The sequence below is a fragment of the Azospirillum baldaniorum genome (assembly GCF_003119195.2).
In the GTDB taxonomy this organism is placed as follows: Bacteria; Pseudomonadota; Alphaproteobacteria; order Azospirillales; family Azospirillaceae; genus Azospirillum; species Azospirillum baldaniorum.
In genome coordinates, this window is the sequence record NZ_CP022254.1 from 1,580,653 (window position 1) to 1,604,730 (window position 24,078).

General features: G+C 68.5%; 18 protein-coding genes. 9 read left to right on the forward strand and 9 right to left on the reverse strand.

All coding sequences use genetic code 11. The annotated features are described in order from the left end of the window. The 4 genes from Sp245p_RS21465 to fliF all read right to left on the reverse strand — a co-directional run bounded on the left by Sp245p_RS21465 (position 1) and on the right by fliF (position 3,695). Positions 1 to 867, reverse strand: coding sequence for a motility protein A (locus Sp245p_RS21465; RefSeq protein WP_014198329.1), 867 nt, complete (start codon positions 865 to 867; stop codon positions 1 to 3). Continuing rightward, positions 864 to 1,193 (reverse strand): flagellar motor switch protein FliN, encoded by a 330-nt coding sequence (fliN, locus tag Sp245p_RS21470; RefSeq protein WP_014198330.1) that lies wholly within the window; start codon positions 1,191 to 1,193, stop codon positions 864 to 866. Before fliN ends, Sp245p_RS21465 begins: the two co-directional genes overlap by 4 nt. Before the next feature lie 62 nt (positions 1,194 to 1,255). Further along, positions 1,256 to 2,026 (reverse strand): FliH/SctL family protein, encoded by a 771-nt coding sequence (locus Sp245p_RS21475; RefSeq protein ID WP_014198331.1) that lies wholly within the window; start codon positions 2,024 to 2,026, stop codon positions 1,256 to 1,258. A gap of 4 nt (positions 2,027 to 2,030) precedes the next feature. Beyond that, the gene (gene fliF, locus Sp245p_RS21480; protein WP_014198332.1) at positions 2,031 to 3,695 is read right to left on the reverse strand and encodes a flagellar basal-body MS-ring/collar protein FliF; all 1,665 of its coding nucleotides are present in this window, start codon (positions 3,693 to 3,695) and stop codon (positions 2,031 to 2,033) included. A gap of 539 nt (positions 3,696 to 4,234) precedes the next feature. On the opposite strand from fliF, the gene Sp245p_RS21485 reads away from it, so the two are divergent. From Sp245p_RS21485 to Sp245p_RS21500, 4 genes are all read left to right on the forward strand, one after another. Then, positions 4,235 to 4,759: a helix-turn-helix domain-containing protein gene (locus Sp245p_RS21485; protein ID WP_109138825.1), complete on the forward strand. Its 525-nt coding sequence runs from the start codon at positions 4,235 to 4,237 to the stop codon at positions 4,757 to 4,759. 525 nt (positions 4,760 to 5,284) lie between these two features. Beyond that, positions 5,285 to 6,472, forward strand: a complete 1,188-nt coding sequence (locus tag Sp245p_RS21490; RefSeq protein WP_014198334.1) for an aminotransferase — start codon at positions 5,285 to 5,287, stop codon at positions 6,470 to 6,472. Between the two features lie 147 nt (positions 6,473 to 6,619). Then, positions 6,620 to 8,248: a sensor histidine kinase gene (locus Sp245p_RS21495; RefSeq protein WP_014198335.1), complete on the forward strand. Its 1,629-nt coding sequence runs from the start codon at positions 6,620 to 6,622 to the stop codon at positions 8,246 to 8,248. A 187-nt stretch (positions 8,249 to 8,435) separates the two neighbouring features. Continuing rightward, positions 8,436 to 13,316 carry an alpha-2-macroglobulin family protein gene (locus tag Sp245p_RS21500; RefSeq protein WP_109138826.1) on the forward strand — a complete coding sequence of 1,627 codons (4,881 nt, stop codon included), beginning with the start codon at positions 8,436 to 8,438 and terminating at the stop codon, positions 13,314 to 13,316. A 103-nt stretch (positions 13,317 to 13,419) separates the two neighbouring features. On the opposite strand, the gene Sp245p_RS21505 is transcribed toward Sp245p_RS21500, so the two are convergent. Then, positions 13,420 to 13,602 (reverse strand): hypothetical protein, encoded by a 183-nt coding sequence (locus tag Sp245p_RS21505; RefSeq protein WP_014198337.1) that lies wholly within the window; start codon positions 13,600 to 13,602, stop codon positions 13,420 to 13,422. A 315-nt stretch (positions 13,603 to 13,917) separates the two neighbouring features. On the opposite strand from Sp245p_RS21505, the gene Sp245p_RS21510 reads away from it, so the two are divergent. The 5 genes from Sp245p_RS21510 to Sp245p_RS21530 all read left to right on the forward strand — a co-directional run bounded on the left by Sp245p_RS21510 (position 13,918) and on the right by Sp245p_RS21530 (position 20,837). Next, positions 13,918 to 14,415 (forward strand): MerR family transcriptional regulator, encoded by a 498-nt coding sequence (locus Sp245p_RS21510; protein ID WP_014198339.1) that lies wholly within the window; start codon positions 13,918 to 13,920, stop codon positions 14,413 to 14,415. After that, a complete protein-coding gene (locus Sp245p_RS21515) occupies positions 14,412 to 15,575 on the forward strand; it encodes a thiolase family protein (protein ID WP_014198340.1) in 1,164 nt (387 codons plus the stop codon). The genes Sp245p_RS21510 and Sp245p_RS21515 overlap by 4 nt, the downstream gene beginning before the upstream one ends. Positions 15,576 to 15,602: 27 nt before the next feature. Then, positions 15,603 to 17,936 (forward strand): 3-hydroxyacyl-CoA dehydrogenase/enoyl-CoA hydratase family protein, encoded by a 2,334-nt coding sequence (locus Sp245p_RS21520; protein ID WP_014198341.1) that lies wholly within the window; start codon positions 15,603 to 15,605, stop codon positions 17,934 to 17,936. Positions 17,937 to 17,953: 17 nt separating this feature from the next. Further along, positions 17,954 to 19,744, forward strand: a complete 1,791-nt coding sequence (locus Sp245p_RS21525; RefSeq protein WP_014198342.1) for an acyl-CoA dehydrogenase C-terminal domain-containing protein — start codon at positions 17,954 to 17,956, stop codon at positions 19,742 to 19,744. Between the two features lie 448 nt (positions 19,745 to 20,192). Beyond that, a complete protein-coding gene (locus tag Sp245p_RS21530; protein WP_109138828.1) occupies positions 20,193 to 20,837 on the forward strand; it encodes a response regulator in 645 nt (214 codons plus the stop codon). Between the two features lie 91 nt (positions 20,838 to 20,928). On the opposite strand, the gene Sp245p_RS21535 is transcribed toward Sp245p_RS21530, so the two are convergent. The 4 genes from Sp245p_RS21535 to Sp245p_RS21550 form a co-directional block, all read right to left on the reverse strand. Continuing rightward, positions 20,929 to 21,363: a CBS domain-containing protein gene (locus Sp245p_RS21535; protein ID WP_014198345.1), complete on the reverse strand. Its 435-nt coding sequence runs from the start codon at positions 21,361 to 21,363 to the stop codon at positions 20,929 to 20,931. Positions 21,364 to 21,526: 163 nt separating this feature from the next. Further along, entirely contained in the window at positions 21,527 to 22,225 is a 699-nt protein-coding gene (locus tag Sp245p_RS21540) for an OmpW/AlkL family protein (RefSeq protein ID WP_014198347.1), read from the reverse strand. A gap of 160 nt (positions 22,226 to 22,385) precedes the next feature. Continuing rightward, positions 22,386 to 22,859, reverse strand: a complete 474-nt coding sequence (locus Sp245p_RS21545) for a hypothetical protein (RefSeq protein ID WP_014198349.1) — start codon at positions 22,857 to 22,859, stop codon at positions 22,386 to 22,388. A gap of 14 nt (positions 22,860 to 22,873) precedes the next feature. Further along, on the reverse strand, positions 22,874 to 24,034 hold the full coding sequence (locus tag Sp245p_RS21550; RefSeq protein WP_109138899.1) for an NAD(P)/FAD-dependent oxidoreductase: 1,161 nt from the start codon (positions 24,032 to 24,034) through the stop codon (positions 22,874 to 22,876). Positions 24,035 to 24,078: the final 44 nt, after the last annotated feature.

The window sequence follows — 24,078 nt, forward strand, 5'->3', positions numbered from 1 at the left end:
TTACGCTCCCCTCGGAGAACCCCGGTCGGAGTCCCGGTCGAAGTACTGAATCCGCTTTCCAGGCGGAAGAACGGCGTTCAGGAGCATCTCCAGACGCCGCGGATTTTCCTGACGCGCGATGGATACCGCGCCGATGGTGTAGAGAGTCTTGACGAGCGCGTCCTCTTCCGCCGTCCGCTCCACCTTGGCGGCCAGCGGGGCCAGCGCGACGTTGCCCAGCACCGCCCCGTAGAAGGTGGTCAGCAGGGCCAGCGCCATCGCCGGGCCGATGCTCGACGGGTCGTTGAGGCTGCCCAGCATCTGGACGAGGCCGACCAGCGTGCCGATCAGTCCCATGGCCGGCGCCACCTCCGACGCGCGGCGCAGCACGCCGGCGCTCTTGACCTTGCCGGCGCCCGACGCCTCGACCTCGCCGATCAGCATCCGCTCGATGTCGTCGGGCGGCAGGCCCTCGGCCACCAGCGTGACCGAGCGGTGCAGGAACGACTCGTGCTTCAGCTCCGGCAGGACATTGCGCAGCGTCTCCGGCGCCCGCCGCGCCGCCTCGGCCAGCAGCAGCACCTGCCGGGCCACGCCGCGCGGGTCGCTGGTCCGGTGGATCAGCACCGCCCCGGCGTCGCGCCACGCGATCGCCACGTCGGACAGCGAGAAGGAGGCGGTGGTGACCGCCAGCGTGCCGCCCAGCACGATGATGAGCGATGGCGGGTCGACGAAGGCGCGCAGACTGCCGCCCGACGCCATGGCGACGAAGATGACCACGGCGGCGGCGGCCAGACCGACCAGCGTCGCCATGTCCACCCCGCCGCGCGGGCGGGCGGAACGCCCACCCCGGCGGGACGCTTCAGCGCTGTCTCGTGTGAGGCTCATCCGCGGTCCGACTTGATGATTTCGGTCATGGTGATGCCCAGCCGGTCTTCCACGACCACGACCTCGCCGCGGGCGACCAGGCGGTTGTTCACGTAGATGTCGATGGCCTCGCCGACCTTGCGGTCCAGCTCCACCACCGCGCCGCGCCCGAGCTTGAGCAACTGGCTGACCTGCATGGTCGATTTGCCGAGCACGGCGGAGATCTGGACGGGGATGTCGTAGACCGCTTCCAGATCCTTGGCTGGACCCAGGCCGGTCTCATACTCCGCAATGTCGCTGCGGCCGCCGCCGTCCAACTCGTCGAGGGAGAAGCTGTCCTTGGCCATCGAAGTCTCCAGAAGCCCTTAGAACCTTGAAAATCCTGTCCGCCGTCCAACCCGCGGGGGTGTCACCCCGGCGGCGCCTCCAGCAGGCCGGCCATCCGCCGTTCGATCTGGGCGAGCAGGCCGGCGGTGTCCCGCTCCACCCCGCCTTCGGCCCACTCGATCCGGCAGCTTCCCGGCGCGAGGCCGGAATCGCCCACCACCATCAGCTTGGCGCCGAAGCCGCGGGCCGCGATCACCTGATCCAGATGCTCGCGCACCGCGTCCACCATGTCGTCGGCGACGCGCACCACCAGGCGCGGCTCGTCGATCAGGTCGGTCAGGCAGGCGCGCACCAGCCCTTCCACCTCCATCAGCCCGCCGCGCCGCGCCAGCTCCGGCATCAGCTTGCGGACGATGGCCAGGGCGATGTGCACGGGCTGGTCGGCCCGCTGGGCGCTGGTGGCGTAATGCTCGTTCAGCAGATGCTGCACGCCGTTGCCGACGGTTTCCAGCGCGTTGGCGATCCGCGCCTGCACCGTCGCCTCGATCTCGACGCGGGCCTGCTCGTAGCCGTCCTTGCGGCCGGCGTTGTTGCCGTCGACGAAGCCCTTGCCATAGCCCGTCGACTTGCCGGCGGTCTCGCCCTCCGTGAAGCCGGCGGCGCGGGCGGCGGCCAGATCGGCCTCGCCGAACACCGGCGGCGGCGGTTCGGGCGGCAGCTCCGGCTCCGGTTCGGGCTCCGGTTCCGGCAGGGGAATGTTGTCGAAATAGTCGTCGTCGGCCTGGAGCTGGCGGCGCGGCGGCGCGTCCACGTCGAAGGACTCGTCGAACAGGAATTTGCGGACCGAGCTCATCGCGTCAGCTCTCCTGATACAGCCAGTTGCGCAGGATCGACACCGCTTCCTCCGGATGCTTCTCCACGATCTCGCCCACCTTGCGCAGCGAGGAGGCGCGGACGCGGCCTTCGACGCGGTTGATGTCGATCATCTGCTCCAGCTCCTCATCGGCCTGGGCGGCTTCCAGGGCGAGATCCTGGGCCAGCGCGCCGGTCGGCGCGGCCAGGGCGGCGGGCATGCCGCTCTGGTCGGCCAGCAGGCGGTCCATGTCGTCCTCCTCCTGCTGGTCGGCCTTCTCGAAGGCGCGGGTGATCAGCGGGCGGATGACCAGCAGGATGATGAGGACGGCGACGATGCCCAGAACGACCATCTCCGCGATGCGGAACAGGTCGTCCTTGGTCATGCCGAGGAACAGCTCCTCCGGCTTCTGGACGTCGTCTTCCGGCGACCAGAAGCGCATGTTGATGACTTCCAGCGTGTCGCCGCGCACGGCGTCGAGGCCGACGGCGGAGCGGACGAGCGCCTTGATGCTCTCCAGCTCCTGCTCCGGCCGCGGCTGGTAGGCCGCCGGGTTGCCGTCCCTCGGCAGGCTGTAGGTGCCGTCGACCAGCACGGCGACCGACAGGCGCCGCACCTGCCCGGATTCGCGGACGTGGTTCTTGGTGGTCCGGCTGATCTCGTAGTTGATCGTCTCTTCGCTGCGGTTCTGCTTGTTCTGCGAGATCGGCCCGGCGTTGTTGCCCGACTGCGCGGTCGGCAGGTTCTGGTCCACGGTGACCGGCGACAGCGGGTCGCGGTCGTGGCTCTCGTTCGCCTCCGTCACCGTCTGGGTGGAGCGGACGACCTGGCTTTCCGGATCGAAGATTTCCGATTGGGTGGTGATGCGGTCGAAGTCGAGATCGGCCGATACCTCCGCCCGTACCTTGCCGTAGCCGACGGTGCGGCCCAGCAGATCCTCGATGATGCGGGCGACGCGGCTCTCGTAGGCGACCTTCTTCTCCTCCGCCGAGGCCAGCATGGCGTCCGCGCTGTCGTTGCCGGTGCCGCGGGCGAGCAGGGTGCCCTTGTCGTCGACGATGGAGATGCGGCTGGGGTCGAGGTTCGGCACGGAGGCGGCGATCAGGTGCTGGATCGCCTGGATGTTCTCGCGCGACAGCTGGGCGCCGGGGCGCAGCTTTATGAAAATGCTGGCGGTCGCCGGATTCTGCTGGCGCGCGAACAGCTCGCGCTTGGGCAGCACCAGATGGACGCGGGCGCTCTGCACCCCGTTCAGCGTCTGCACCGTGCGCGCCATCTCGCCTTCCAGGGCGCGCAGATGGTTGATGTTCTGCATGAAGCTGGTGGCGCCGAAGCCTTCGCCCTTGTCGAACAGCTCGTAGCCGATCGAGCCGCCCGAGGGCAGGCCGGCGGCGGCCATGCGCATGCGGGTCGGCCCGACCTGCTCGGCGGCGACCATGATCTTCGTGCCGGTCTTGTCGACCGTGAAGGGGACCTTCGCCTCCTCCAGCTTCTTGGCGATGGCCGCGGCCTCGGTGGGCTGGAGTTCGGCGTAGAGAAGCTCCATCTCCGGGGTGGAGAGGCGCGTCATCAGGTAGACGAAGAATCCGATCAGGAGCAGGCCGACGCCGCCGATGGCGGCCAGGCGCGCGGGACCCAGATTGCGCAAGGTCTGCAGAAGGTTGTTCACGCGCTAGTCCCCGATCGGATGCCCCGGTGGATCTCCGGGAAGTTCTTGATTTCGCAGACGCAAAAAAGGAATTTGCAAAAACCGCGCCGGTCCTTGCCTTAAGCGCGCATGCTGGGCTGTCTTGATGAAGAGAGCGTTAATTCATGGGCAGAAATTGCCCAGTGCCCGGCAAAATGTGCCTATCGATGCGCGTCGGCAACGCTCTTCTGCCCACCTCCAGGCGAGGAGGAAGGGGTTGATTCGCCGCAAAAGAGCGCGCGCCAGATTGTTTCTTCTTTGAACAATTTAAAATTACCTCGAAAGAAGGAATAATGCGCGTGTATATAACCCTTCTATTTCTGTGGTTTGTTGGGACGTAGGTAGTAAATGCCGCAACGGTGGTTGACTTTGCACCGCCGACGTCATAGCTGAGTTGCAATGGTCGCTTGTCCGATACCAAAAAGATCGTGGCACAAGCGCGTCGGAATCTTTCCAACGCAGAACCGAATGTTGCTTCGCGCGACATGGGGCTTTGCCACTTTTCCTGATGGGGGAATGTTGTGAAAAAACGTGGACGTGAGAAGAAGGAAGGCCTCAACGAGGTCGATGTGTTTGTTGGGCAGCGTCTGCGCGAACTGCGCATGCTCGCCGGCCTGAGCCAGAGCGATGTCGCGTCGGCTCTGGGTCTGACGTTCCAGCAGCTTCAAAAGTACGAGCGCGGCTTCAATCGGGTCTCGGCCAGCCGGCTGTTCAAGCTGGCCCAGTTCTTCCGGGTGCCGGTCTCCGTCTTCTTCGAGGGGCTGGAGGAACGCCACGCCGCCCAGGAGGCGGGGGTGGCCAGCCCACAGGCGGAAGAATCGGAGGGCACTCTGCGGTCCCGCGAGGCGCTGATGCTCGCCCGTTACTTCCAGAACATCCGCGATCCGCAGATCCGCGGGGCGATCCGCGAACTGGCGGAGCGCTGCGCTGACCAAGCCGACGGTGCCGGCGGTCCGGCGCTCGACGAGGATGCGGAGGCGATCGACCCGACCGCCGTCCGTGGACGCCGCGGGCGCAACGCCGGCCACAGCGTCGGTCAGGCGTGAGGAGCGGGCGGCACCGCCGTTGGGGCCCGGCCCCATGCGGTTCACCCGCCCGGTTTCGTAGGTAGGCCCGGCCCCGGCGTCATCGCTGGGCCGCGTCGGTTCGCGCCGCCCTGCCGCCTCGGCCCCCCGTGAGGCGGTCGGGCGCGCGCGTTTGATTCGATTGAGGCCGTTGATTCGGCCGTTGCTTCGATGCGGGTTCGCGTCGGCCGTCGATGACGGGGCCCGGCACGAGCGGGCAAGGATTTCGTTGACGCTCGCCGTGTCCGGCTGGTCCCGCCACGTCCGCGGTGGCGGTCGCATGCTCTTGAAATGGAAGCCGCGCACAGCGCCTCGGCCGGGAAATCCCGTCGAGGCGCTGGACGAACGGCTGCAATCCGTCGATAAGGCAAGCTGGAACAAGGCTGGTGCGACGACCGCTGAATTCCGTCCGTTCGATCCGCGATCCGAGACGGGCGGCGCTCTTCCGATCTGGCCAGTCACCGATCAGCCACCACGGAACTCACCCAACCACACCGACGGTGTTCGATGCAAAATTCCGGAGAATCGAAGACAGGCTTCCTTGGTCGGCGGGAGCTTGACCTCCCGGTCACGATCTTCGAGGTGATGTCCCGCCTGTCGGACGAGCACAAGGCGATCAACCTTGGCCAGGGCTTTCCCGATGAGCGCGGTCCTGCCGACGTGCTGGACGTGGCGGCCAAGGCCATCCTCGAAGGGTGGAACCAGTACCCGCCGATGATGGGCACGCCGGACCTGCGGCAGGCGCTGGCCGCCCACGGCCGGCGGTTCTACGGGCTGGACATCGATTGGAAGACCGAGGTGCTGGTGACCTCCGGCGCCACCGAGGCGCTCACCGCCAGTCTGCTCGGCCTCATCGAGCCGGGTGACGAGGTTGTGCTGTTCCAGCCCATGTACGACAGCTACCTGCCGATCGTCCGGCTGGCCGGCGGCGTGCCGCGCTTCGTCAGCCTGAAGGCCCCGGACTGGAGCTTCACACGGGCGGACCTGGAAGCGGCCTTCTCGCCGAAGACCAAGCTGGTTCTCATCAACGACCCGCTGAATCCCGCGGCCAAGGTTTTCAGCCGCGCCGAACTGGAACTGCTGGCGGAGTTCGTCCAGCGCTTCGACGCCTTCGCCGTCTGCGACGAGGTGTACGAGCACATCGTCTTCGACGGGCGTCAGCACATTCCGCTGATGACTCTGCCCGGCATGCGCGACCGCTGCCTGAAGATCGGCTCCGCGGGCAAGACCTTCTCGCTGACCGGCTGGAAGGTCGGCTACGTCACCGGCGCGCCGCACCTGCTCCAGCCCGTCGCCAAGGCGCACCAGTACATCACCTTCACCACGCCGCCCAACCTTCAGACGGCGGTCGCCTATGGGCTGGGCAAGGACGACGCCTATTTCGCCGGGTTGTCCAGCGGGCTCCAGGCCAAGCGCGACCGGCTGGCCGACGGGCTGCGCGCCGTGGGGTTCGAGGTGCTGCCGTCCGCCGGCACCTATTTCGTGGTCGCCGACGTGTCGCCCTTCGGTTTCGACGGCAACGACGAGGCCTTCTGCCGCCGTCTGACCGCCGAGGCCGGGGTGACGGCCATCCCCGTCGGAGCCTTCTTCGTTCAGGACGCGCCGCGAAGTTTCATACGCTTCTGCTTCTCCAAGAGGGACGAAATCCTCGACGGAGCGGTTGAGCGGTTGAGGGCGTATTTCACGCGGAAATGACAGGATGGCCTCCGTCATCAACGTTGGATGGAGAGGCTTGCCGGAGACTTCGATGGCGTGATACCCCTTGTCCTCTAGGGTCGATACCGGGCCGGAACGGATCATCGTCCGGACCCGCCCCGGTGGACCGCCTGTGGAAAGACCGGGATGCGCCTGCCGATCTCGTTCCGCTGGTGCGTGTTCGCCATCGCCGCCGTTGCGATCACGGTGGTCTGGGGAGCCTACGCGCAGGTGGCGCGCGAACTGCTGGACGGCCAGACGCGGGAAGCGGTGGCGAAGGCCGAGATCATGGTCCGGGCCTTCGCCAAGAGCACCCATCGCGCGGTGCACGAGGTGGACATCACGCTGCGCTCCCTGGCGCTGGAGTTCGGGGAGAACGGCCTGCCCGGCATCCGCAACTTCCTTGATCAGACGCTCTACGATCCGACGCTGATCCATCACTTCACCGTGCTCGACGCCGACGGGATCGTGCTGTTGCGCAGCGAAGGGCCGGGCGAGCGGGAGAACGAGCGGGACGAGGCGGCCTTCGCCTTCCATCAGGGCACCGGCCGCGACCTGATGCACATCGGAACGCCTTTTCCCGGAACGACCGGCGGCGGCCCCCTGCTGCGCCTCAGCCGGCGGCTGACCGACGGGGATGGCGGCTTTGCGGGCATCGTGATCGCCAACATCGATCCCGACATCCTGGGGGAATTCTACCAGCAGGCCAATCTGGGGCCGCAAGGGGCGGTGACCCTGATCGGGGTGGACAAGGTGATCCGCGCCCGCGGCGCCTCGCGCGGTGTCGAGGCGGTCGGCCTCGCCATCCCCCAGTCCCGCCTGTGGGGGGAACTGGGCCGGTCGCTCGCCGGCGTCTACTGGCAGGAGTCGCAGACCGACGGCGTCCTGCGCGCCTTCGCCTATCGCGTGGTGGAGAGCTATCCGCTGGTCGCCACCGTCGGCGTCGCGCAGATGGACATCGAGGCGGGGGTGGCCGACCTGCGCAACACGCTGTTCCTGCTGGCGGCGATCCTGACCGCGTCCATCCTGCTGGTGACGCTGTTCCTTCTGGTGCAGCACCGCACCGCGGAGCGGCTGCGCGCAGCACTGGCCCTGAACCGCAATTTCCTGGCCCGCGTCAGCCATGAGCTGCGCACCCCGCTGAACGCCATTCTCGGCTTCTCGGAGATCATTCGCGATCAGATGCTCGGGCCGCAGGCCGACGGGCGTTATGCCGACTACGCCCACGACATTCATGAATCGGGGCGGCACCTGCTGGGGCTGATCAACGACATCATGGATCTGTCGCGGCTCCAGGCGGGGACGTTGCCCCTGCATCGGGAGGATCTCGACGTCGCTCCGGTCGTCGAGTGGGCGTTCCGCATGGTGGCCCCGCAGGCCGACGCCAAACGCATCCGGCTGGACATGAACGTCGAACCGGGGCACCACAGCGTCTCGGCGGACGAACGCGCCCTGAAGCAGATGCTCCTGAACCTGCTGACCAACGCCGTCACCTTCACGCCGGAGGGCGGGCGCATCCTGGTGACGGTCGGCGGCGGAGCGGACGGCGGATGCCGCGTGCGGGTGACGGACAACGGCATCGGCATGACGCCGGAACAGCTCCACCAAGCCGCGGAGCCCTTCGGACAGCCTGCGGTGCATGTGGCGTTGCCGGGGCAGGGCGGCGGGCTGGGGCTGCCCATCGTCAAGTCCCTGATGGAGGCCCATGGCGGGCGCCTGCGCATCGACAGCCGGCCCGGCGAGGGCAGCCAGTTCACGCTGGAATTCGCCGCCTGATCCCCGTCCCGTCCACGGCCGAATCCACCTTGCGGGATTTTCCGGGCGGGGCCGCAAAGCCGTGGCGAAACCATGGGCGCTTCGGCATACTCCGCGCCGGTTTGCCGAAAACGGTGTTTTCGCAGGCCCCAAGTTTTCGCATAGGCCCGCGCGCGCCGCGCCGGGCGGCTGGTCCAGGGAAGATCGAATGTTGCGTGCAGTGGCGCGTGTCTGTGCCGTCCTCGTCGCGTCCTCAACCCCCGTCATCGCCGCCGACGCGCCGCCCGAGCCGGTGCCCTTCGGCGTCTCCTCCGCCGAGGTGGTGGCGGAGCGCGACGTGCCGCAGGCCTGCTTCACCTTCACCGACCGGCTGGAGAAGTCGCGCGCGGTGAACTACCGCGACTATGTGGAGGTGACGCCGACAGGAAATGGGGCGGGGGGCAATGGGGTGGCCGGTGGCGGGGCGGCTTTCGACGGGACCGCCGTGGCGCGCGACCGCACGCTCTGCGTCGAGGGTCTGAAGCACGGGCAGAGCTACCGCATCACCCTGCGCGACGGGCTGCCGGGCAGCGACGGGAAGCGCCTGCCCAACCCCGACGCGCGCGACATCGAGGTGCCGAACCGCAAGCCGGCTCTGACCTTCCGCGGGGCGGGCTACATCCTGCCGCGCATCGGCGCCGACGGGCTGCCGCTGCGCTCCATCAACCTCGACCGAGCGAAGCTCCAGGTGCTGCGGATCAACGACCGCAGTCTGGTTGAGAAGATCTATTTCGGCCGCATCGGCCAGCAGATGTCCGACCACGAGGTCGGCGAGATCCTCGACCGCTCCGGCCAGGAGGTGTGGCGCGGGGAAATGGCGATCAGCAACAGCCGCAACCAGGCGGTGGTGACGCCCTTTCCGATCGACGCCGTCCTGGGCCGGCTGGAGCCCGGCGTCTACATCGCCGTGGCCAGCACCGAGGACATCAAGCCCGGCGGCTGGGACCACAAGGCGACCCAGTGGTTCGTCGTCTCCGACCTCGGCCTGAACGCCATCACCGGCGAGGACGCGCTGGTCGTCTTCGCCCGCTCGGTGAGGGGGGCGACCCCGGAGGCCGGCGTCGAGCTGCGCCTGCTCGCCCGGAACAACGAGGAGCTTGGCAAGGCGCTGACCGGCGCGGACGGGCTGGCGCGCTTCGACCTCGCCGCCCTGCGCGCCGCCGGGCGGGAGCCGGTGCAGGCGCTGTTCGCCTACCGCGGGGCGGGGGACTTCGGCTTCCTCGACCTCGTGACGCCGACGCTGGCCAACGCGCCGCCGGCGGCCGGGGCGCCGAACGCGGTGCCGGGCGGCGTCGCGGTGGCGGTTCCGGCGCGCCCGGTCCCCGGCCAGCCCGACGCCTTCCTCTACACCGAGCGCGGCATCTATCGCCCCGGTGAGACGGTGCATCTGGCGGCGCTGCTGCGCGATGCCGACGCCAAGCCGGTCACCGGCCGTCCCGTCACGCTGAAGATCCAGCGTCCGGACGGCTTCGAGGTGGACCGCCGTCCGCTCGCCGAATCCGGCGGCGGCAGCTTCGCCGCCCGCGTCGAGATCCCGGCCAACGCCATGACCGGCACCTGGGCGGTCACTGCCCATGGCGAGCCGGAGGCCGGGAGCCAGCCGAACACGCTGGGGCCGGTGCTGGGCCGCGCCGAATTCCTGGTCGAGGACTTCGTGCCGCCGCGCCTTGAGGTCGCCCTCGCCGCCGAGGCGGCGGAGCTTCCGGCGGACGGCAAGACGACCCTGACCGTCGACGGGCATTTCCTCTACGGCGCCCCGGCGGCGGGCCTGCCGGGCGAGCTGGCGGTGACGCTGCGCGCCGCGGCGAACCCCTACCCGAACCTGCCCGGCTACCGCTTCGGCCTCACGCAGGAGGAGGTGAAGCCGCTGCGCAGCGACCTGCCGGGCTTCACGACCAACCGCAACGGGCAGGCCAAGGCCGATCTCGCGCTGCCCAAGGCGCCGGAGAGCACCAAGCCGCTGGAGGCGGTGGTCCGCGCCACCCTGCTCGACATCGGGGGCCGCTCGGTCAGCCGCGATCTGGTCCTGCCGGTGCGCCACCAGCCCTTCGCCGTCGGCATCCGCCCGCGCTTCGAGGGCGACGGGGTGCCGGAAGGCGCCACCGCCGGCTTCGACGTGGTCGCGGTCGGGCCGGACGGCCAGCCGATGGACAAGGAGGATCTCTCCTACGAGCTGTTCGAGGAGGAGTACGACTACGCGTGGTTCGAGGCGAACGGGCGCTGGGACTACAAGGTCACGGTGCGCGACCAGCGGGTGACCGGCGGCACGCTCGCCGCCCAGGCGGCCAAGCCGGCTTCCGTGGAGGCCCCGGTGACCGCCGGGCGCTATCGGCTGGAGGTGTTCGACCCCAAGACCGGCGTGGCGAGCAGCCTGCGCTTCGCCGCCGGCTGGTGGATGACCCCGACCGCCGGCGAGCGTCCCGATCAGGTGGACGTGACCGTCATGCTGCCCGCCTACAAGGGCGGCGACACCGCCTGGGTCTACGTCAAGCCGCCCTACGACAGCGAGGTGCTGATCACCGTCGCCGACCGCAAAATCCGCGACGCCTCCACCCGCCGCATCGGGCCGGAGGGGGCGTTCCTGGAGATCCCCGTCGATCCGACCTGGACCGGCGGCGTCTATGTGCTGGCGACCGCCTTCGGCGCGCCGGACGCGGCGGGCGGCCCGTCGAAGGGCGTGGCGCGCCGCGCCGTCGGCCTGTCCTGGCTGGCGGTGGACGGGGACGAGCGGGCGCTGGACGTGCGCGTCGCCGCCCCGGCGCAGACCGAGCCCCGCCGCTCCGTCACCGCCGAGGTGGTGGTGGAGGGCGCGCCGGAAGGCCAGCCGGCCTATGTGACGGTCGCCGCGGTGGATGACGCCGTGCTCCAGCTCACCGACCAGCATTCGCCGAATCCCATCGACCATTATCTCGGCAAGCGCCGCCTGGGCGTGGAGCTGCGCGACTCCTTCGGGCGGTTGATCGATCCGGCGGTCCTCGACGCCACCCGCACGCGCCCCGGCGCCGCCCCGCGGCTGCGTCAGGTCGGCGTCACCGTTCCGCAGAAGTCGGAGCGCGTCGTTTCCCTGTTCTCCGGCGTGCTGACCGTGGGGCCGGAGGGCAAGGTGGCGGTGCCGCTGGACGTCCCCGACTTCCAGGGCCGGCTGCGCCTGATGGCGGTGGCGTGGAGCGGGGACAAGCTGGGCCGCTCCGAATCCTCCATGCTGGTCGCCGATCCGGTGCTGGCCGACCTCGGCCTGCCGCGCTTCCTGGCGCCGGGGGACCGGGCGGTGGTTCCGGTGACTCTCGACAACGTCGCCGGGCCGGCGGGCGCCTACACCATCTCCCTGATCGCCAGCGGCGCGGTGTCGCTCAGCGAAGGCAGCATCGCCGTGCCGGAGCTGGGCAAGGGCAAGCGGGCCGCCGCCGGGCGGGTCCTGACCGCCAACGGCGTCGGTACCGGGCACATCGCGCTGGACGTGACCGGGCCGGACGGCCTGCGCATCACGCGCCAGTGGGAAATCCCGGTGCGGCCGGCCTCGCCGCTGGTCACCCGCCGCACCGCCACCATGCTGGCCCCGGAGCGCAGCGTCGAACTGCCCGCCGACCTGCTGAACGGCCTGCGTCCGGAGACCGCGACGGCGGCCCTGTCGCTCGGCAACCTGCCGGACCTCGACATCCCCGGCCTGCTGACCGCGCTGGAGCGCGGCGGCCCCGGCGGGCTGGAGATGACGGCCAGCCGCGCGCTGCCCCTGCTGTCGCTGGGCGATGTGGCGGTGGCGCTGGGCGTCGCCTCGGACGAGCGGGTGAAGGCGCGGGTGCAGCGGTCGGTCGATCGCGTGCTGACCTTCCAGCGGATGGACGGCGCCTTCGCCGCCTGGTCGCCGAAGGGGGAGGCCGATTCCTGGCTGACCGCCTACGCGCTCGACTTCCTGGGCCGCGCCAAGGCCGCCGGCTACCGCGTGCCGGAGGGGCCGTATCGCAAGGGACTCGACGGGCTGCGCGGCGCGCTCGACAACGCCTGGGTGGAGGCCGACGAGCAGCCGGCCCGCGCCTACGCGCTTTACGTGCTGGCCCGCGCCAAGATGATCGACGCCGGTGCGGTCCGCTACTTCCAGGAGACCTTCTGGGACAAGCTGCAGACCGACTTCGCCCGTGCCCAGGTCGCCACGGCCATCGCCGCGCTGGGCGACAAGGACCGCGCTGCCGAAGCCTTCGGGCGGTTGTCCGGCGCCCGCGTCGTGTCGGCCAGCCTGCGCGACTACGGCTCGTCCCTGCGCGACGAGGCCGGCGTGGTGGCGCTGATGGGCGAGAGCGGCGTGGTTGAGCGGGACCGCTTGGCCCAGGCGACCGAACGCCTGTCCAAGACCTACGCCGCCGTCCGCACCACCGGCGTGCAGGAGCAGGCGTGGCTTCTCCAGGCGGCCAGGGCGCTGATCGACCGGGCGCCGTCGATGAGGATCGCCCAGAAGGACCAGCAAGGCGCCGATCAGGTCGCCGAGGGCGTCAAGCCGCTGTTCCAGCGCATCGACCCGGCGGCCCCGCCGGCCATCCGCAACGCCGGGGGCGAGCCGCTGCGCCAGATCCTGTCGGTGTCCGGCATCGCCGACGCGGCGCCGGGGGCGGAGGAGCAGGGCATGACCGTGACCCGCAGCCTGTTCGACATGACCGGCCGCCCCGCCGATCCGGGCGCCGTCCGCCCGAACGACCGGCTGGTGGTGATTCTGGAGGGCAGCGCCTCCGATCCGGTGGACCGGCAGGTTCTGGTGTCCGATCCGCTGCCCGCCGGCTTCGAGATCGAGGCCGCCCGCTTCGCCGGAGGCGGGGCGCCGCTGGGCGACCTGTCCTGGCTGGGCGAGCTGACCGCGCCGCGCGCCGTCGATTACCGCGACGACCGCTTCGTCGCCGCGCTCGACATGACGAAGCAGGCGCCGCGCTTCCGGCTGGTCTATCTGGTGCGCGCGGTGACGCCCGGCGACTACGCCCAGCCCGGCGCGACGGTGGAAGACCTCTACCGCCCGCACCAGTCGGCCCGCACCGCCGCGTCGCGCCTGCGCGTCCTGCCGGAGTAGGCGGCCCAAACGGAAAAGCCCCATCGTCCGCCGCGTGGCAGACGATGGGGCTTTTGCTTTTTGAAATGGGCCGTTGCGGCACTGGCCGGGCCAGATGCCGGTCTCAGACGCTCGTCTTGTGCTCTTCGTCGCGCTGGCGGGTGACGAGCATCAGGATGGCCACCACGACCGCGAAGAAGGCGGTCAGCGCCACGTAGAACAGCAACGCGACCCCGACCGTCAAGGTGCCGATCAGCACCATGGCGAGTATCCAGATGCCCAGCGATACGATGGCGCGCGACGACATCGGCTGTCCCAACCCTGTTTGCCGTGACTCCGGTTTGTCCTGCCCTGTGACCGGCCGTTGCGCCCGGCCATGTCTGTGGCCCGGTTCCGCCGGCGGCTTTGTTCATTGAGTGCCCCGAGCCTGCCATAGCTGGGTAGGCACACCGCCCGTGGCATGCTGTCACAGCGCGCCCGCGCCGCACCCCGGATGTCCATCGGGAGGGCGCCCGAATGGGAGCGGGCTGCCCGCTTGACAGCAAATGGCAAGCGCCTTACCTTTACGTAAACGTCAACCCATGACAATTAAGGGCAATGACGATCCAGGGAAGGGTGGGGAATGTCGCAACCCGCAAGGTCGATGGGGCTGGGCACGCGCGCCGACATCGGGTTGGGCGTCGGGCTGGACCCCGGCGCGGACGGTGCCGGACGCTCCTTCGCCATCGGTGAACTGGCCGACGAATTCGGGCTGACGCACCGCACCATCCGCCATTACGAGGACGAAGGGCTGTTGGCGCCGCAGCGCGACGGCACCGCCCGCGTCTACGGCCACCGCGACCGCGCGCGCCTCGCGCTGATCTGCCGGGGCAAGCGGCTGGGCTTCAGCCTCGCCGAGATCAAGGAATTCCTCACCCTCTACGACGCGGACGAGATCCAGAAGGAGCAGATGCGCTTCATGCAGCGCATCGCCCGCCGCCGCATCGCCGACCTGGAACGGCAGCTTCAGGACGTCCAGCAGACGCTGGGCGAGCTGCGCATCATTGACACCCAGATCTCCGACCATTTCCGCAAGAACGGAATCACGGAGACGCACACCCCGGAGGACACGCAACCATGACCTCGGCGCCTTTGACCACGCCCGCCAACCCGGTCGTCATCGCCGGCTACGCCCGTTCCCCCTTCGCCTTCGCCAACAAGGGCGAACTGGCGAAGGTCCGTCCCGACGACCTGCTGGCCCATGTCGTCGCGGCGCTGGTCGAGCGCACGGGCGTCAACCCGCAGGACATCGAGGATGTGGTCGTCGGCTGCGCCTTCCCCGAGGGCGAGCAGGGCATGAACATCGCCCGCACCGTGTCCTTCCTGGCCAAGCTGCCGCTGACCGCCGGGGCCACCACGATCAACCGCTATTGCGGCTCCTCCATGCAGGCGATCCATCAGGCGGCCGGCGCCATCCAGATGGGGGCGGGCGAGGTCTTCCTGTGCGGCGGCATCGAGTCGATGAGCCGCGTCCCGATGATGGGCTACAACCCGCTGCCCCATCCGGGCCTGAAGGACCATTACCCGGAGGCTTACTGCTCGATGGGCGTCACGGCGGAGAATGTCGCCCGCCGCTATGAAATCTCCCGCGCCGACCAGGAGGCGATGGCCGCCGAGTCCCACGCCAAGGCCGCCGCGGCGCAGCAGGCCGGGCGCCTCGCCGAGGAGATCGTCGCCATCCAGACCGCCGCCGGCCTCGTGGAGCGCGACGGCTGCATCCGTCCCGGCACCAGCGGCGAGACGCTGAGCGGCCTGAAGCCGGCCTTCCTGGCCGATGGCTCGGTCACCGCCGGCACCTCCTCACCGCTGACGGACGGCGCCTCGGCGGTTCTGGTGACGACGGAGGCTTACGCCAAGGCCAACGGCCTGCCGATCCTCGCCCGCATCCGCTCGGTCGCGGTGGCCGGCTGCGCGCCGGAGGTGATGGGCCTCGGCCCGGTCCCGGCGGCGCAGAAGGCGCTGGCGCGCGCCGGCCTGTCCATCCGGGACATCGACGTGATCGAGCTGAACGAGGCCTTCGCCGCCCAGGCCATCGCCTGCATGCGCGACCTCGACATCGACCCGGCCAAGGTGAACCTCGACGGCGGCGCCATCGCGCTCGGCCACCCGCTCGGCGCCACCGGCGCCCGCATCACCGGCAAGGCCGCGGCCCTGCTGAAGCGCGAGGGCAAGCAGTTCGCGCTCGCCACCCAGTGCATCGGCGGCGGCCAGGGCATCGCCACGGTCCTGGAAGCGGTCTGACGGCGGCGGCACAGGGAGGCACCAACCATGCAGATCAAACGCGCCGCCGTGATCGGCTCCGGCGTGATGGGCAGCGGCATCGCCGCCCATTTCGCGAACGCCGGCATCCCCGTCGTCCTGCTCGACATCCCCGCCAAGGAGGGTGACGACCGCAGCGCCATCGCCAAGGGGGCCGTCCAGAGGCTCCTGAAGACCGACCCCGCGCCCTTCATGCACCCGAAGAACGCCAAGCTGGTGACTCCGGGCAATCTGGAGGACGACCTCGCCCTGCTGGCCGACGTCGACTGGATCGTCGAGGCCATCGTCGAGAACCCGGCGGTCAAGGCCGACCTCTACCGCCGCATCGACCCGGTGCGCAAGGCAGGCTCCGTGGTCTCGTCCAACACCTCGACCATCCCGCTGGGGGTGCTGGTCGAGGGGCAGTCGGACGCCTTCAGGCGCGACTTCCTGATCACCCACTTCTTCAACCCGCCGCGCTACATGCGGCTGCTGGAGATCGTCGGCGGCGAGGCCACCCGGCCCGACGCGCTGGCCGCCGTCGCCGACGTCTGCGACCGCGCGCTGGGCAAGGGCGTGGTCCGCTGCAAGGACACGCCGGGCTTCATCGCCAACCGCATCGGCGTCTACTGGATCCAGACGGCGATCAACGCCGCCGTCGATCTTGGTCTGACGGTGGAGGAGGCCGACGCCATCGTCGGCCGCCCGATGGGCATCCCGAAGACCGGCGTGTTCGGTCTGGTCGATCTCGTCGGCCTCGATCTGATGCCGCACATCGCCAAGAGCCTGCTGGCGACCCTGCCGGAGAACGACCCCTACCGCGCCGCCTTCCGCGAGCACCCCGTCATCACCCGGATGATCGCGGAGGGTTACACGGGCCGCAAGGGCAAGGGCGGCTTCTACCGCCTGAACCGCGACGGTGGGGCCAAGGTCAAGGAGGTCATCGACCTGTCCACCGGCGCCTACCGCCGCTCCGACAAGCCGAAGCTGGAGAGCGTGTCCACCGTCGGGCGCGACCTGCGGGCGCTGGCCGACTTCCCCGACAAGACCGGGCAGTACGCCCGCCGGGTGCTGGCCCACACGCTGGCCTACGCCGCGTCGCTGGTGCCGGAGATCGCCGACAGCATCGTCGCGGTCGATGAGGGGATGCGGCTCGGCTACAACTGGAAGCAGGGCCCGTTCGAGCTGATCGACCGGCTGGGCACCGCCTGGTTCGCCGACCTTTGCCGCAGCGAGGGCATCCCCGTCCCGGCGCTGGTCGAGCAGGCCGCCGGGCGGCCCTTCTACCGGGTCGAGGACGGCAGGCTCCAGCATCTGACCACCGCCGGCCTCTACGACACGGTGGTGCGTCCCGACGGCGTTCTGCTGCTGTCGGACATCAAGCGGGCGTCGCAGCCGGTGTGGAAGAACGGCTCGGCCAGCCTGTGGGACATCGGCGACGGCGTGCTGTGCGTCGAATTCACCAGCAAGATGAACGCGCTGGACGGCGACGTCATGGCCGCCTACGGCAAGGCGATGAAGCTGATCGGCGACGGAAAAGGGAACTGGAAGGCGCTGGTCATCCACAACGAGTCCGACAACTTCTCGGTCGGCGCCAATCTGGGACTCGCCCTGTTCGCCCTGAACGTCGGGCTGTGGCCGCAGATCGAGGAACTGGTGGAGGGCGGGCAGCGCGCCTACCGCGCCCTGAAATACGCCCCCTTCCCGGTGGTGTCGGCGCCCAGCGGCATGGCGCTCGGCGGCGGCTGTGAGATCCTGCTGCATTCCGATCATGTGCAGGCCCACGCCGAGACGTACATGGGGCTGGTCGAGGTCGGCGTCGGGCTGATCCCCGGCTGGGGCGGCTGCACGGAGATGCTGGCCCGCCACGCCGCCAACCCGCGGACCCCGAAGGGGCCGATGCCGCCCATCGCCGGGGCCTTCGAGACCATCAGCCTCGCCAAGGTCGCCAAATCGGCGGCGGAGGCCAAGGACCTGCTGTACCTGCGCGCGAGCGACGGCATCACCATGAACCGCGACCGCCTGCTGGCCGACGCCAAGGCCAAGGCGCTGGAACTGGCCGCGAACTACACCCCGCCCGAGAAAGTCACCTACACGCTCCCCGGCCCCAACGGGCGCGCCGCGCTGGAGCTGTTCCTGGAAGGCTTCGCGCTTCAGGGCAAGGCGACGCCGCACGACATGGTGGTCTGCGGCAAGCTGGCCGGCATCCTGACCGGCGGACCGAAGGCCGACGTCACCCAGCCGGTGACCGAGGACCAGATGCTGGCGCTGGAGCGCCGGGCCTTCATGGAACTGGTGCGCACCGAGGGCACCATCGACCGGGTGGAGCACATGCTGACCACCGGCAAGCCGCTGCGGAACTGATGGGGGAGGACTGAGCAATGCCGATCTACAAGGCTCCGCTGGAGGATGTCCGCTTCGTCCTCGACGAGATCGTCGGGGCGGGGAAGCTGGCCGAACTGCCGGGTTACGAGGACGCCACCCCCGACCTGATCGCCCAGGTCCTGGAAGAGGGCGCCAAGCTGTGCGAGGAGGTGCTGTTCCCGCTGAACCAGTCGGGCGACGGCGAGGGCTGCACCTTCGAGAACGGCGTGGTGCGCACGCCCAAGGGTTTCAAGGAGGCGTACGGCACGTACATCGAGGCGGGCTGGCAAGGGCTGTCCTGCGACCCGGCCTATGGTGGGCAGGGGCTGCCCAAGCTGGTCAACACCATGCTGGAGGAGTTCATCTGCTCCGCCAACCTCAGCTTCGGCATGTATCCCGGCCTGTCGCTGGGCGCCTACAACGCGCTCTCCACCTATGGGTCGGAGGCGTTGAAGCAGCGCTTCCTCGGCCGGCTGGTCGACGGCACCTGGGCGGGCACCATGTGCCTGACCGAGCCGCATTGCGGCACCGACCTGGGGCTGATCCGCACCAAGGCGGTCCCGCAGGAGGACGGCAGCCACACAATCACCGGCACGAAGATCTTCATCTCCGCCGGCGAGCATGACCTGACCGAGAACATCCTGCACCTCGTGCTGGCGCGGCTGCCCGACGCGCCGGCCGGGACGCGCGGCATCAGCCTGTTCCTGGTGCCGAAGTTCCTGCCCAACGAGGACGGCGGCGTTGGCCCGCGCAACGGCGTCGCCTGCGGCTCCATTGAGCACAAGATGGGCATCAAGGCCTCGGCGACCTGCGTCATGAACTTCGAGGACGCCACCGGCTGGCTGGTCGGCGAGCCGCACAAGGGCATGCGGGCGATGTTCGTGATGATGAACGCGGCCCGCCTCGCCGTCGGCATCCAGGGGCTGGGGGTGGCCGAGGTCAGCTACCAGAACGCGGTGGCCTACGCGAAGGAGCGTCTCCAGGGCCGCTCCCTCAAGGGCGCGGCGCACCCCGACAAGCCGGCCGACCCGATCATCGTGCATCCCGACGTGCGGCGGAACCTGCTGACCGCCCGCGCTTACACCGAGGGCGCCCGCGCGCTCGGTGCCCTGGTCGGCTACAAGCTGGACGTGGCGGAGAAGCACGCGGACGAAAAGACGCGCAAGGAGGCGGACGAATTCGTCCAGCTGATGACGCCGATCGTCAAGGCTCTGTTCACCGACATCGGCTTCGAGTCGGCCAACATCGCCGTGCAGGTGCATGGCGGGCATGGCTTCATCTGGGAAACCGGGGTGGAGCAGTATGTCCGCGACGCCCGCATCTGCCAGATCTACGAGGGCACCAACGGCGTCCAGGCGCTGGACCTCGTGGGGCGCAAGCTGCCGCAGGACATGGGACGGCTGCTGCGCCGCTTCTTCCACCCCGTCGGCGCCGAGATCGAGGCCGACATGGAAAACGAGGAGTTGGCCGAGTTCGTCCTTCCGCTCGCCAAGGCCTTCGCCAAGCTCCAGCAGGCGACCGCCATCATCGCGCAGAAGGGGCTGAAGGACCCGGAGGAGGCGGGGGCCGCCGCCACCGACTATCTGCGGCTGTTCGGTCTGGTGGCGCTCGGCTGGATGTGGCTGAGGATGGTCAAGGCCGCCCAGGCGAAGCTGGCGGCAGGGGAGGGCAACGCGGCCTTCCTTGAAGCCAAGATCAGGACGGCCCGATTCTACATGGCGAAACTGTTGCCGCAGACGAACGCACTGTTCATCACCATCATGGCCGGGTCCAAGCCTCTGATGGAGATGGAGGAGGCCGCCTTCTGAGGATCAGCCTTACGGGGTCTATGTCTTTGGTCCGGGATCGGTGTATGCTGCACCGGTTCCGGCCTTTTCGTTTCGAGAGATGCGAAAGATAGAAAGTACGAAAACGACGGCTCTTTGTCATGATCAAGCCTATGGCTTGATACAAACGTGTTCACTTTCGTCATGGATGGACGACGCGCGAAATGGATATTGCTGTTGCTCAGCAATGCCATTGCTCAGAGGCTGTTATGTGACAAAGGTTAAATTCAGGTTGTCCAACCCCACCGAATCGTGGTACATCCGATGTGTCATTACCCTGCATAAGGACTTTCTACACCTTTTGGAATTGGGTCATATGATGCTTGAAAATGACCTTCATTTTTTCCGAAACTGAGGTTTGGAACATTGGCCTTGTGTCAGGGCTGTACGTTCGGACCATTGAAAGCACTGAGTACGGGGGCACCACCAGATGAAAATCCTGATCGGAGACGACCATGTGCTTTTCCGGGAGGGATTGCGCAGGCTGCTGGAGCAGCTGAAGGAGGGTGCCAGCTTTGAGGAAGCCAGCAACTTTGATGAGCTTCTGGAAAAGGCTGGCAAGGGCGAGACCTACGATCTTGTCCTGACCGATCTGCGCATGCCCGGTTGGCCCGGCTTCTCCGGCATCCAAGACCTGCGGGGAAAGCAACCCGACTCCAAGGTCGTGGTCGTGTCGGCGTCCGAGGCGCATCACGACCTTCGCGACGCGCTGGAGCATGGCGCCGCAGGCTACATCCCGAAATCCTCCAGCGTGAAGATCATGCTCAGCGCGCTGGATCTCATCTTCTCCGGCGGCGTCTATGTGCCGCCGACCGTGCTGCGTGAATCCGGGGAGGCGGAAGTGCGCGTCGGCGCCATCCCGCCCAGCGACCCGCAGCTCGACCATCTGCTGACCCAGCGTCAGCGCGAGGTTCTGGACCGCCTGCGCGAAGGCAAGTCCAACAAGCAGATCGCCCATGAGCTGGGCCTGTCGGAAGGCACGGTGAAGATCCACATGACGGCGATCTTCAAGTCGCTGGGTGTGCGCAACCGCACCCAGGCCGCCATGGCCTTCCCGCAGTCGCACTCCGCCTGAACGGCCGGACTGAACGTTCGGTTGTCTTACCTTTGAAAACGCCCGCGGGATCGTCCGCGGGCGTTTTCGTTCATGGGATGGCGGGTAAGGCTCAGCCCATTCCGGCGACGTAGCCGCGCAGGGACTCGACCTCCAGTTCCGCGTCGTCCAGCCGCGCCTTCACGATGTCGCCGATGCTGACCAGCCCGACGAGTTCACCGTCCTCCAGGATCGGCAGATGGCGGATGCGGCGCTGCGTCATGACGCCCATGATCTGGGACACCGTGTCGGCCGGGCTCCCGGTGACGAGGTCCCGCGTCATCAATTCGCCGACTGGCCGTTCCAGGGCGGAAGCTCCATCCGCGGCAACGGCGCGGACGATGTCGCGTTCCGAGAGGATGCCGGCAGGCCGGCCGTCATCCCGCATCACCAGGACGGCGCCGATTTTGTGATGGGCGAGCTTGCGGGCGACCGCGTCGATCCGGTCGTCCGGATTGGCGGTGATGATCTCCGTGCCCTTCCTCTTCAAGACGGCGGCAATGTGCATGGTTGTGCTTCCTCCCGCGCGGATTCACGAAAGGGAATGCTCACCCACTGTCGCTGCTGTAGGAAGTCGCAAAAAGGAACAGGCCGGATACCTCTTTCGGGGTAGCCGGCCTGAATCCCATGGCCTCGCGAGGCCTCCCGTGGGGAGGCCGCGGAGACGCCGATTAGAAGCGGTAACCGACGCCGATGCCGATCAGCCACGGATCGATCTTGACGTCCGAGGTGACCGGAACGCCGCTGACGTTGGCGGTCACGTCGGTCTTCAGGAAGATCTTCTTGACGTCGAGGTTCAGCGACCAGTTGCCGGTCAGGGCAACGTCGACACCAGCCTGCAGGGCCCAGCCGAAGCGGTTCTTGTAGTCGACGGTGTTGGTCGTGAAGCCGTCCGCGTTGGTGCTGCGGGCGGCGGTCTCGTCGTAGAACCAGGTGTAGTTGATGCCGGCGCCGACGTACGGGCTGACGCGCTCCTTCGTGAAGAAGTGGTACTGGGCGGTCAGGGTCGGCGGCAGGAGCGAGACCTTGCCCACGTCGATGTCGTGGCCGGTGATCAGCGAACCGGAAACCTTGTGACGCGTGGTGCCGGCGATCAGCTCCAGAGCGATGTTGTCGGTGATGAAGTAGGAGACGTCGAGCTCGGGAATGTAATCGTTCTCGATGTCCACGCTGCCGATGTTGCTGCCGCCGAACGGACCGCCGCCGATCAGGTCACCATTCTCCTGCGGGATCACGGCGAGGGCGCGCGCGCGCACCAGGATGTCACCGGCAGACTTGCCCTTGAAATCCTGGGCCAGCGACGGGGAGGAAACGGCGGCAAGAGCCGTGGTCGCCAGCAGGGCGGCGGCGGCGCGCTTCAGGAAAGTCATGGGATTCGCTCCAGGGCAGAATTAGCTGATGTCGTTTTTTTGGCTTAATGCCTGGAGATGTATTACCAGAGTTTTTCTAGGGTTGCTATGCCGCCTCAACCAAAACGTCATAGTGAGGCGGCTTTGCAACAGCGACGAGTTGTCGCATGGACTGGAACTCTTAACGCGCTGGGGCCATGGACGGTTGTGGTGACTGTGAGGGGACTTGCCCCAGGCAGTTCTGTACGATCACGTAGCACTGGCCGAGTCGGCTTCCGCCGCTGGACGACCCGCCATAGACGATGCGTTCCACCGCGCCGTGGCGCAGCGTGAAGGTCGCCTCGCAATCGACGCTGGTCACATCGTAGCCGTAGCCGCCCCATCCGCCGTAGGGATAGCCCCAGTAGCCGCCGTAACCGCCCCAGGACGGGTAGGAATACAGCCGGTTGCTGCGGTAGGTGAAGAACTCCAGGTCCCCGGCGGTGGCCTGCCGTTCGGGAACGCCGGCGCAGGACAGCAGCGTCTGCTTCGGCATGCCGATCAGCGCGTTCTGCGCGACCATCGCCTGATCGGCGGCCGGGTTGGCGCAGCCGCCCAGAAGGCCGCCAACCAGAAGAACCGCAACGAAACCGCTTCCGCTCATCGTCCCGCGCATCACCGTGTCTCCCGTCAGGGGCGCCGCAGCCGGGCCGGCGCCAGATCCTCCGCACGCACGCCGAGCGCCGCAACCTCCGGCGGCAGGCCGCGTCCGGTCGCCAGGGCCGCCGCGGTGCGGCCCATGGCCGGCGCCGTCTGGATGCCGTAGCCGCCCTGACCGGCCAGCCAGAAGAAGCCGTCCGCGGACTCGTCGTACCCCACCACCATCACCTTGTCGGCGACGAAGCTGCGCAGGCCCGCCCATTTGTGCGTGATACGTCGAACGGAAAACCGCACCGCCTGTTCCATGCGGTCGATGGCGACGGCGATGTCCAACTCCTCCGGTTGAACGTCGCAGGGCTCCACGGGCGTCTCATCGGCGGGGGAGAGCAGCAGCCGGCCCGATTCCGGCTTCATGTAGAACCGCTCGTCCACATCGATGGTCATGGGCCAGTCGGCGAGTCCCGCCCCGTCCGCCGGGTCGGCGAGCATGGGATCGGCGAACACCGGATCGAAGGTAATGGCGGTGCGCCGCTTCGGCACCAGCCCAACGGGGCGCGCCCCCGCCATTTCCGCCAGAACGTCGGCCCAGGCACCCGCCGCGTTGACCAGCACCGGGGCGGCGAAGTCGCCCGCCGGGGTGGAGGCGATCCACAGCCCGTCGCGCCGTTCCAGCGCCGTCACCCCGGCGTCGGTCACCAGCCGCCCGCCGCGCGCCTTCAATCCGCGCAGATAGCCGCTGTGGATGGCGTGGACGTCCATGTCCATGGCCGCCGGCTCCCACACCGCGCCGTCCACGTAATCGGCCTTGAGGAAAGGGGCGCGGGCAAGCGCCTGGGCGCGGTCGAGGCGCTCCACGGTCGGGGTCAGCCGGCGGCCTTCGGTGAAATCGCGGTCGAGTGCTGAGGTCTGGTCGGCGCGTCCGATCAGCAGGACGCCGCGCGGCGTCAGCAGGGGATGTTCCGAAAAGCCCTGCGGCGGGTTGGTGTAGAAATCCCAGCTCGCCACCGTCAGCGCACGGACCACCGGATGCCCATAGGTCTGGGTGTAGAGCGCCGCCGACCGGCCGGTGGAGTGGTAGCCGGGCTGGCTCTCGCGCTCCAGCACGACGACGCTGCCGTGCGCCGCCAGCTCATAGGCCGCCGAGGCGCCGGCCATGCCGCCGCCGACGATCAGGAAATCCACCCGTTCCACGTCCACTCTCCCTTTCCGGCGACCGGCCGGTCATTCATCCGCCT

Coding starts and splice junctions, on each gene's coding strand:
- Sp245p_RS21520 (WP_014198341.1), top strand. CDS start 15,603: ATGCAGATCAAACGCGCCGCCGTGATCGGCTCCGGCGTGATGGGCAGC.
- Sp245p_RS21540 (WP_014198347.1), bottom strand. CDS start 22,225: ATGACTTTCCTGAAGCGCGCCGCCGCCGCCCTGCTGGCGACCACGGCT.
- Sp245p_RS21490 (WP_014198334.1), top strand. CDS start 5,285: ATGCAAAATTCCGGAGAATCGAAGACAGGCTTCCTTGGTCGGCGGGAG.
- Sp245p_RS21505 (WP_014198337.1), bottom strand. CDS start 13,602: ATGTCGTCGCGCGCCATCGTATCGCTGGGCATCTGGATACTCGCCATG.
- Sp245p_RS21475 (WP_014198331.1), bottom strand. CDS start 2,026: ATGAGCTCGGTCCGCAAATTCCTGTTCGACGAGTCCTTCGACGTGGAC.
- Sp245p_RS21495 (WP_014198335.1), top strand. CDS start 6,620: ATGCGCCTGCCGATCTCGTTCCGCTGGTGCGTGTTCGCCATCGCCGCC.
- Sp245p_RS21530 (WP_109138828.1), top strand. CDS start 20,193: ATGAAAATCCTGATCGGAGACGACCATGTGCTTTTCCGGGAGGGATTG.
- Sp245p_RS21510 (WP_014198339.1), top strand. CDS start 13,918: ATGTCGCAACCCGCAAGGTCGATGGGGCTGGGCACGCGCGCCGACATC.
- Sp245p_RS21545 (WP_014198349.1), bottom strand. CDS start 22,859: ATGCGCGGGACGATGAGCGGAAGCGGTTTCGTTGCGGTTCTTCTGGTT.
- Sp245p_RS21465 (WP_014198329.1), bottom strand. CDS start 867: ATGAGCCTCACACGAGACAGCGCTGAAGCGTCCCGCCGGGGTGGGCGT.
- fliN (WP_014198330.1), bottom strand. CDS start 1,193: ATGGCCAAGGACAGCTTCTCCCTCGACGAGTTGGACGGCGGCGGCCGC.
- Sp245p_RS21525 (WP_014198342.1), top strand. CDS start 17,954: ATGCCGATCTACAAGGCTCCGCTGGAGGATGTCCGCTTCGTCCTCGAC.
- Sp245p_RS21515 (WP_014198340.1), top strand. CDS start 14,412: ATGACCTCGGCGCCTTTGACCACGCCCGCCAACCCGGTCGTCATCGCC.
- Sp245p_RS21500 (WP_109138826.1), top strand. CDS start 8,436: ATGTTGCGTGCAGTGGCGCGTGTCTGTGCCGTCCTCGTCGCGTCCTCA.
- Sp245p_RS21535 (WP_014198345.1), bottom strand. CDS start 21,363: ATGCACATTGCCGCCGTCTTGAAGAGGAAGGGCACGGAGATCATCACC.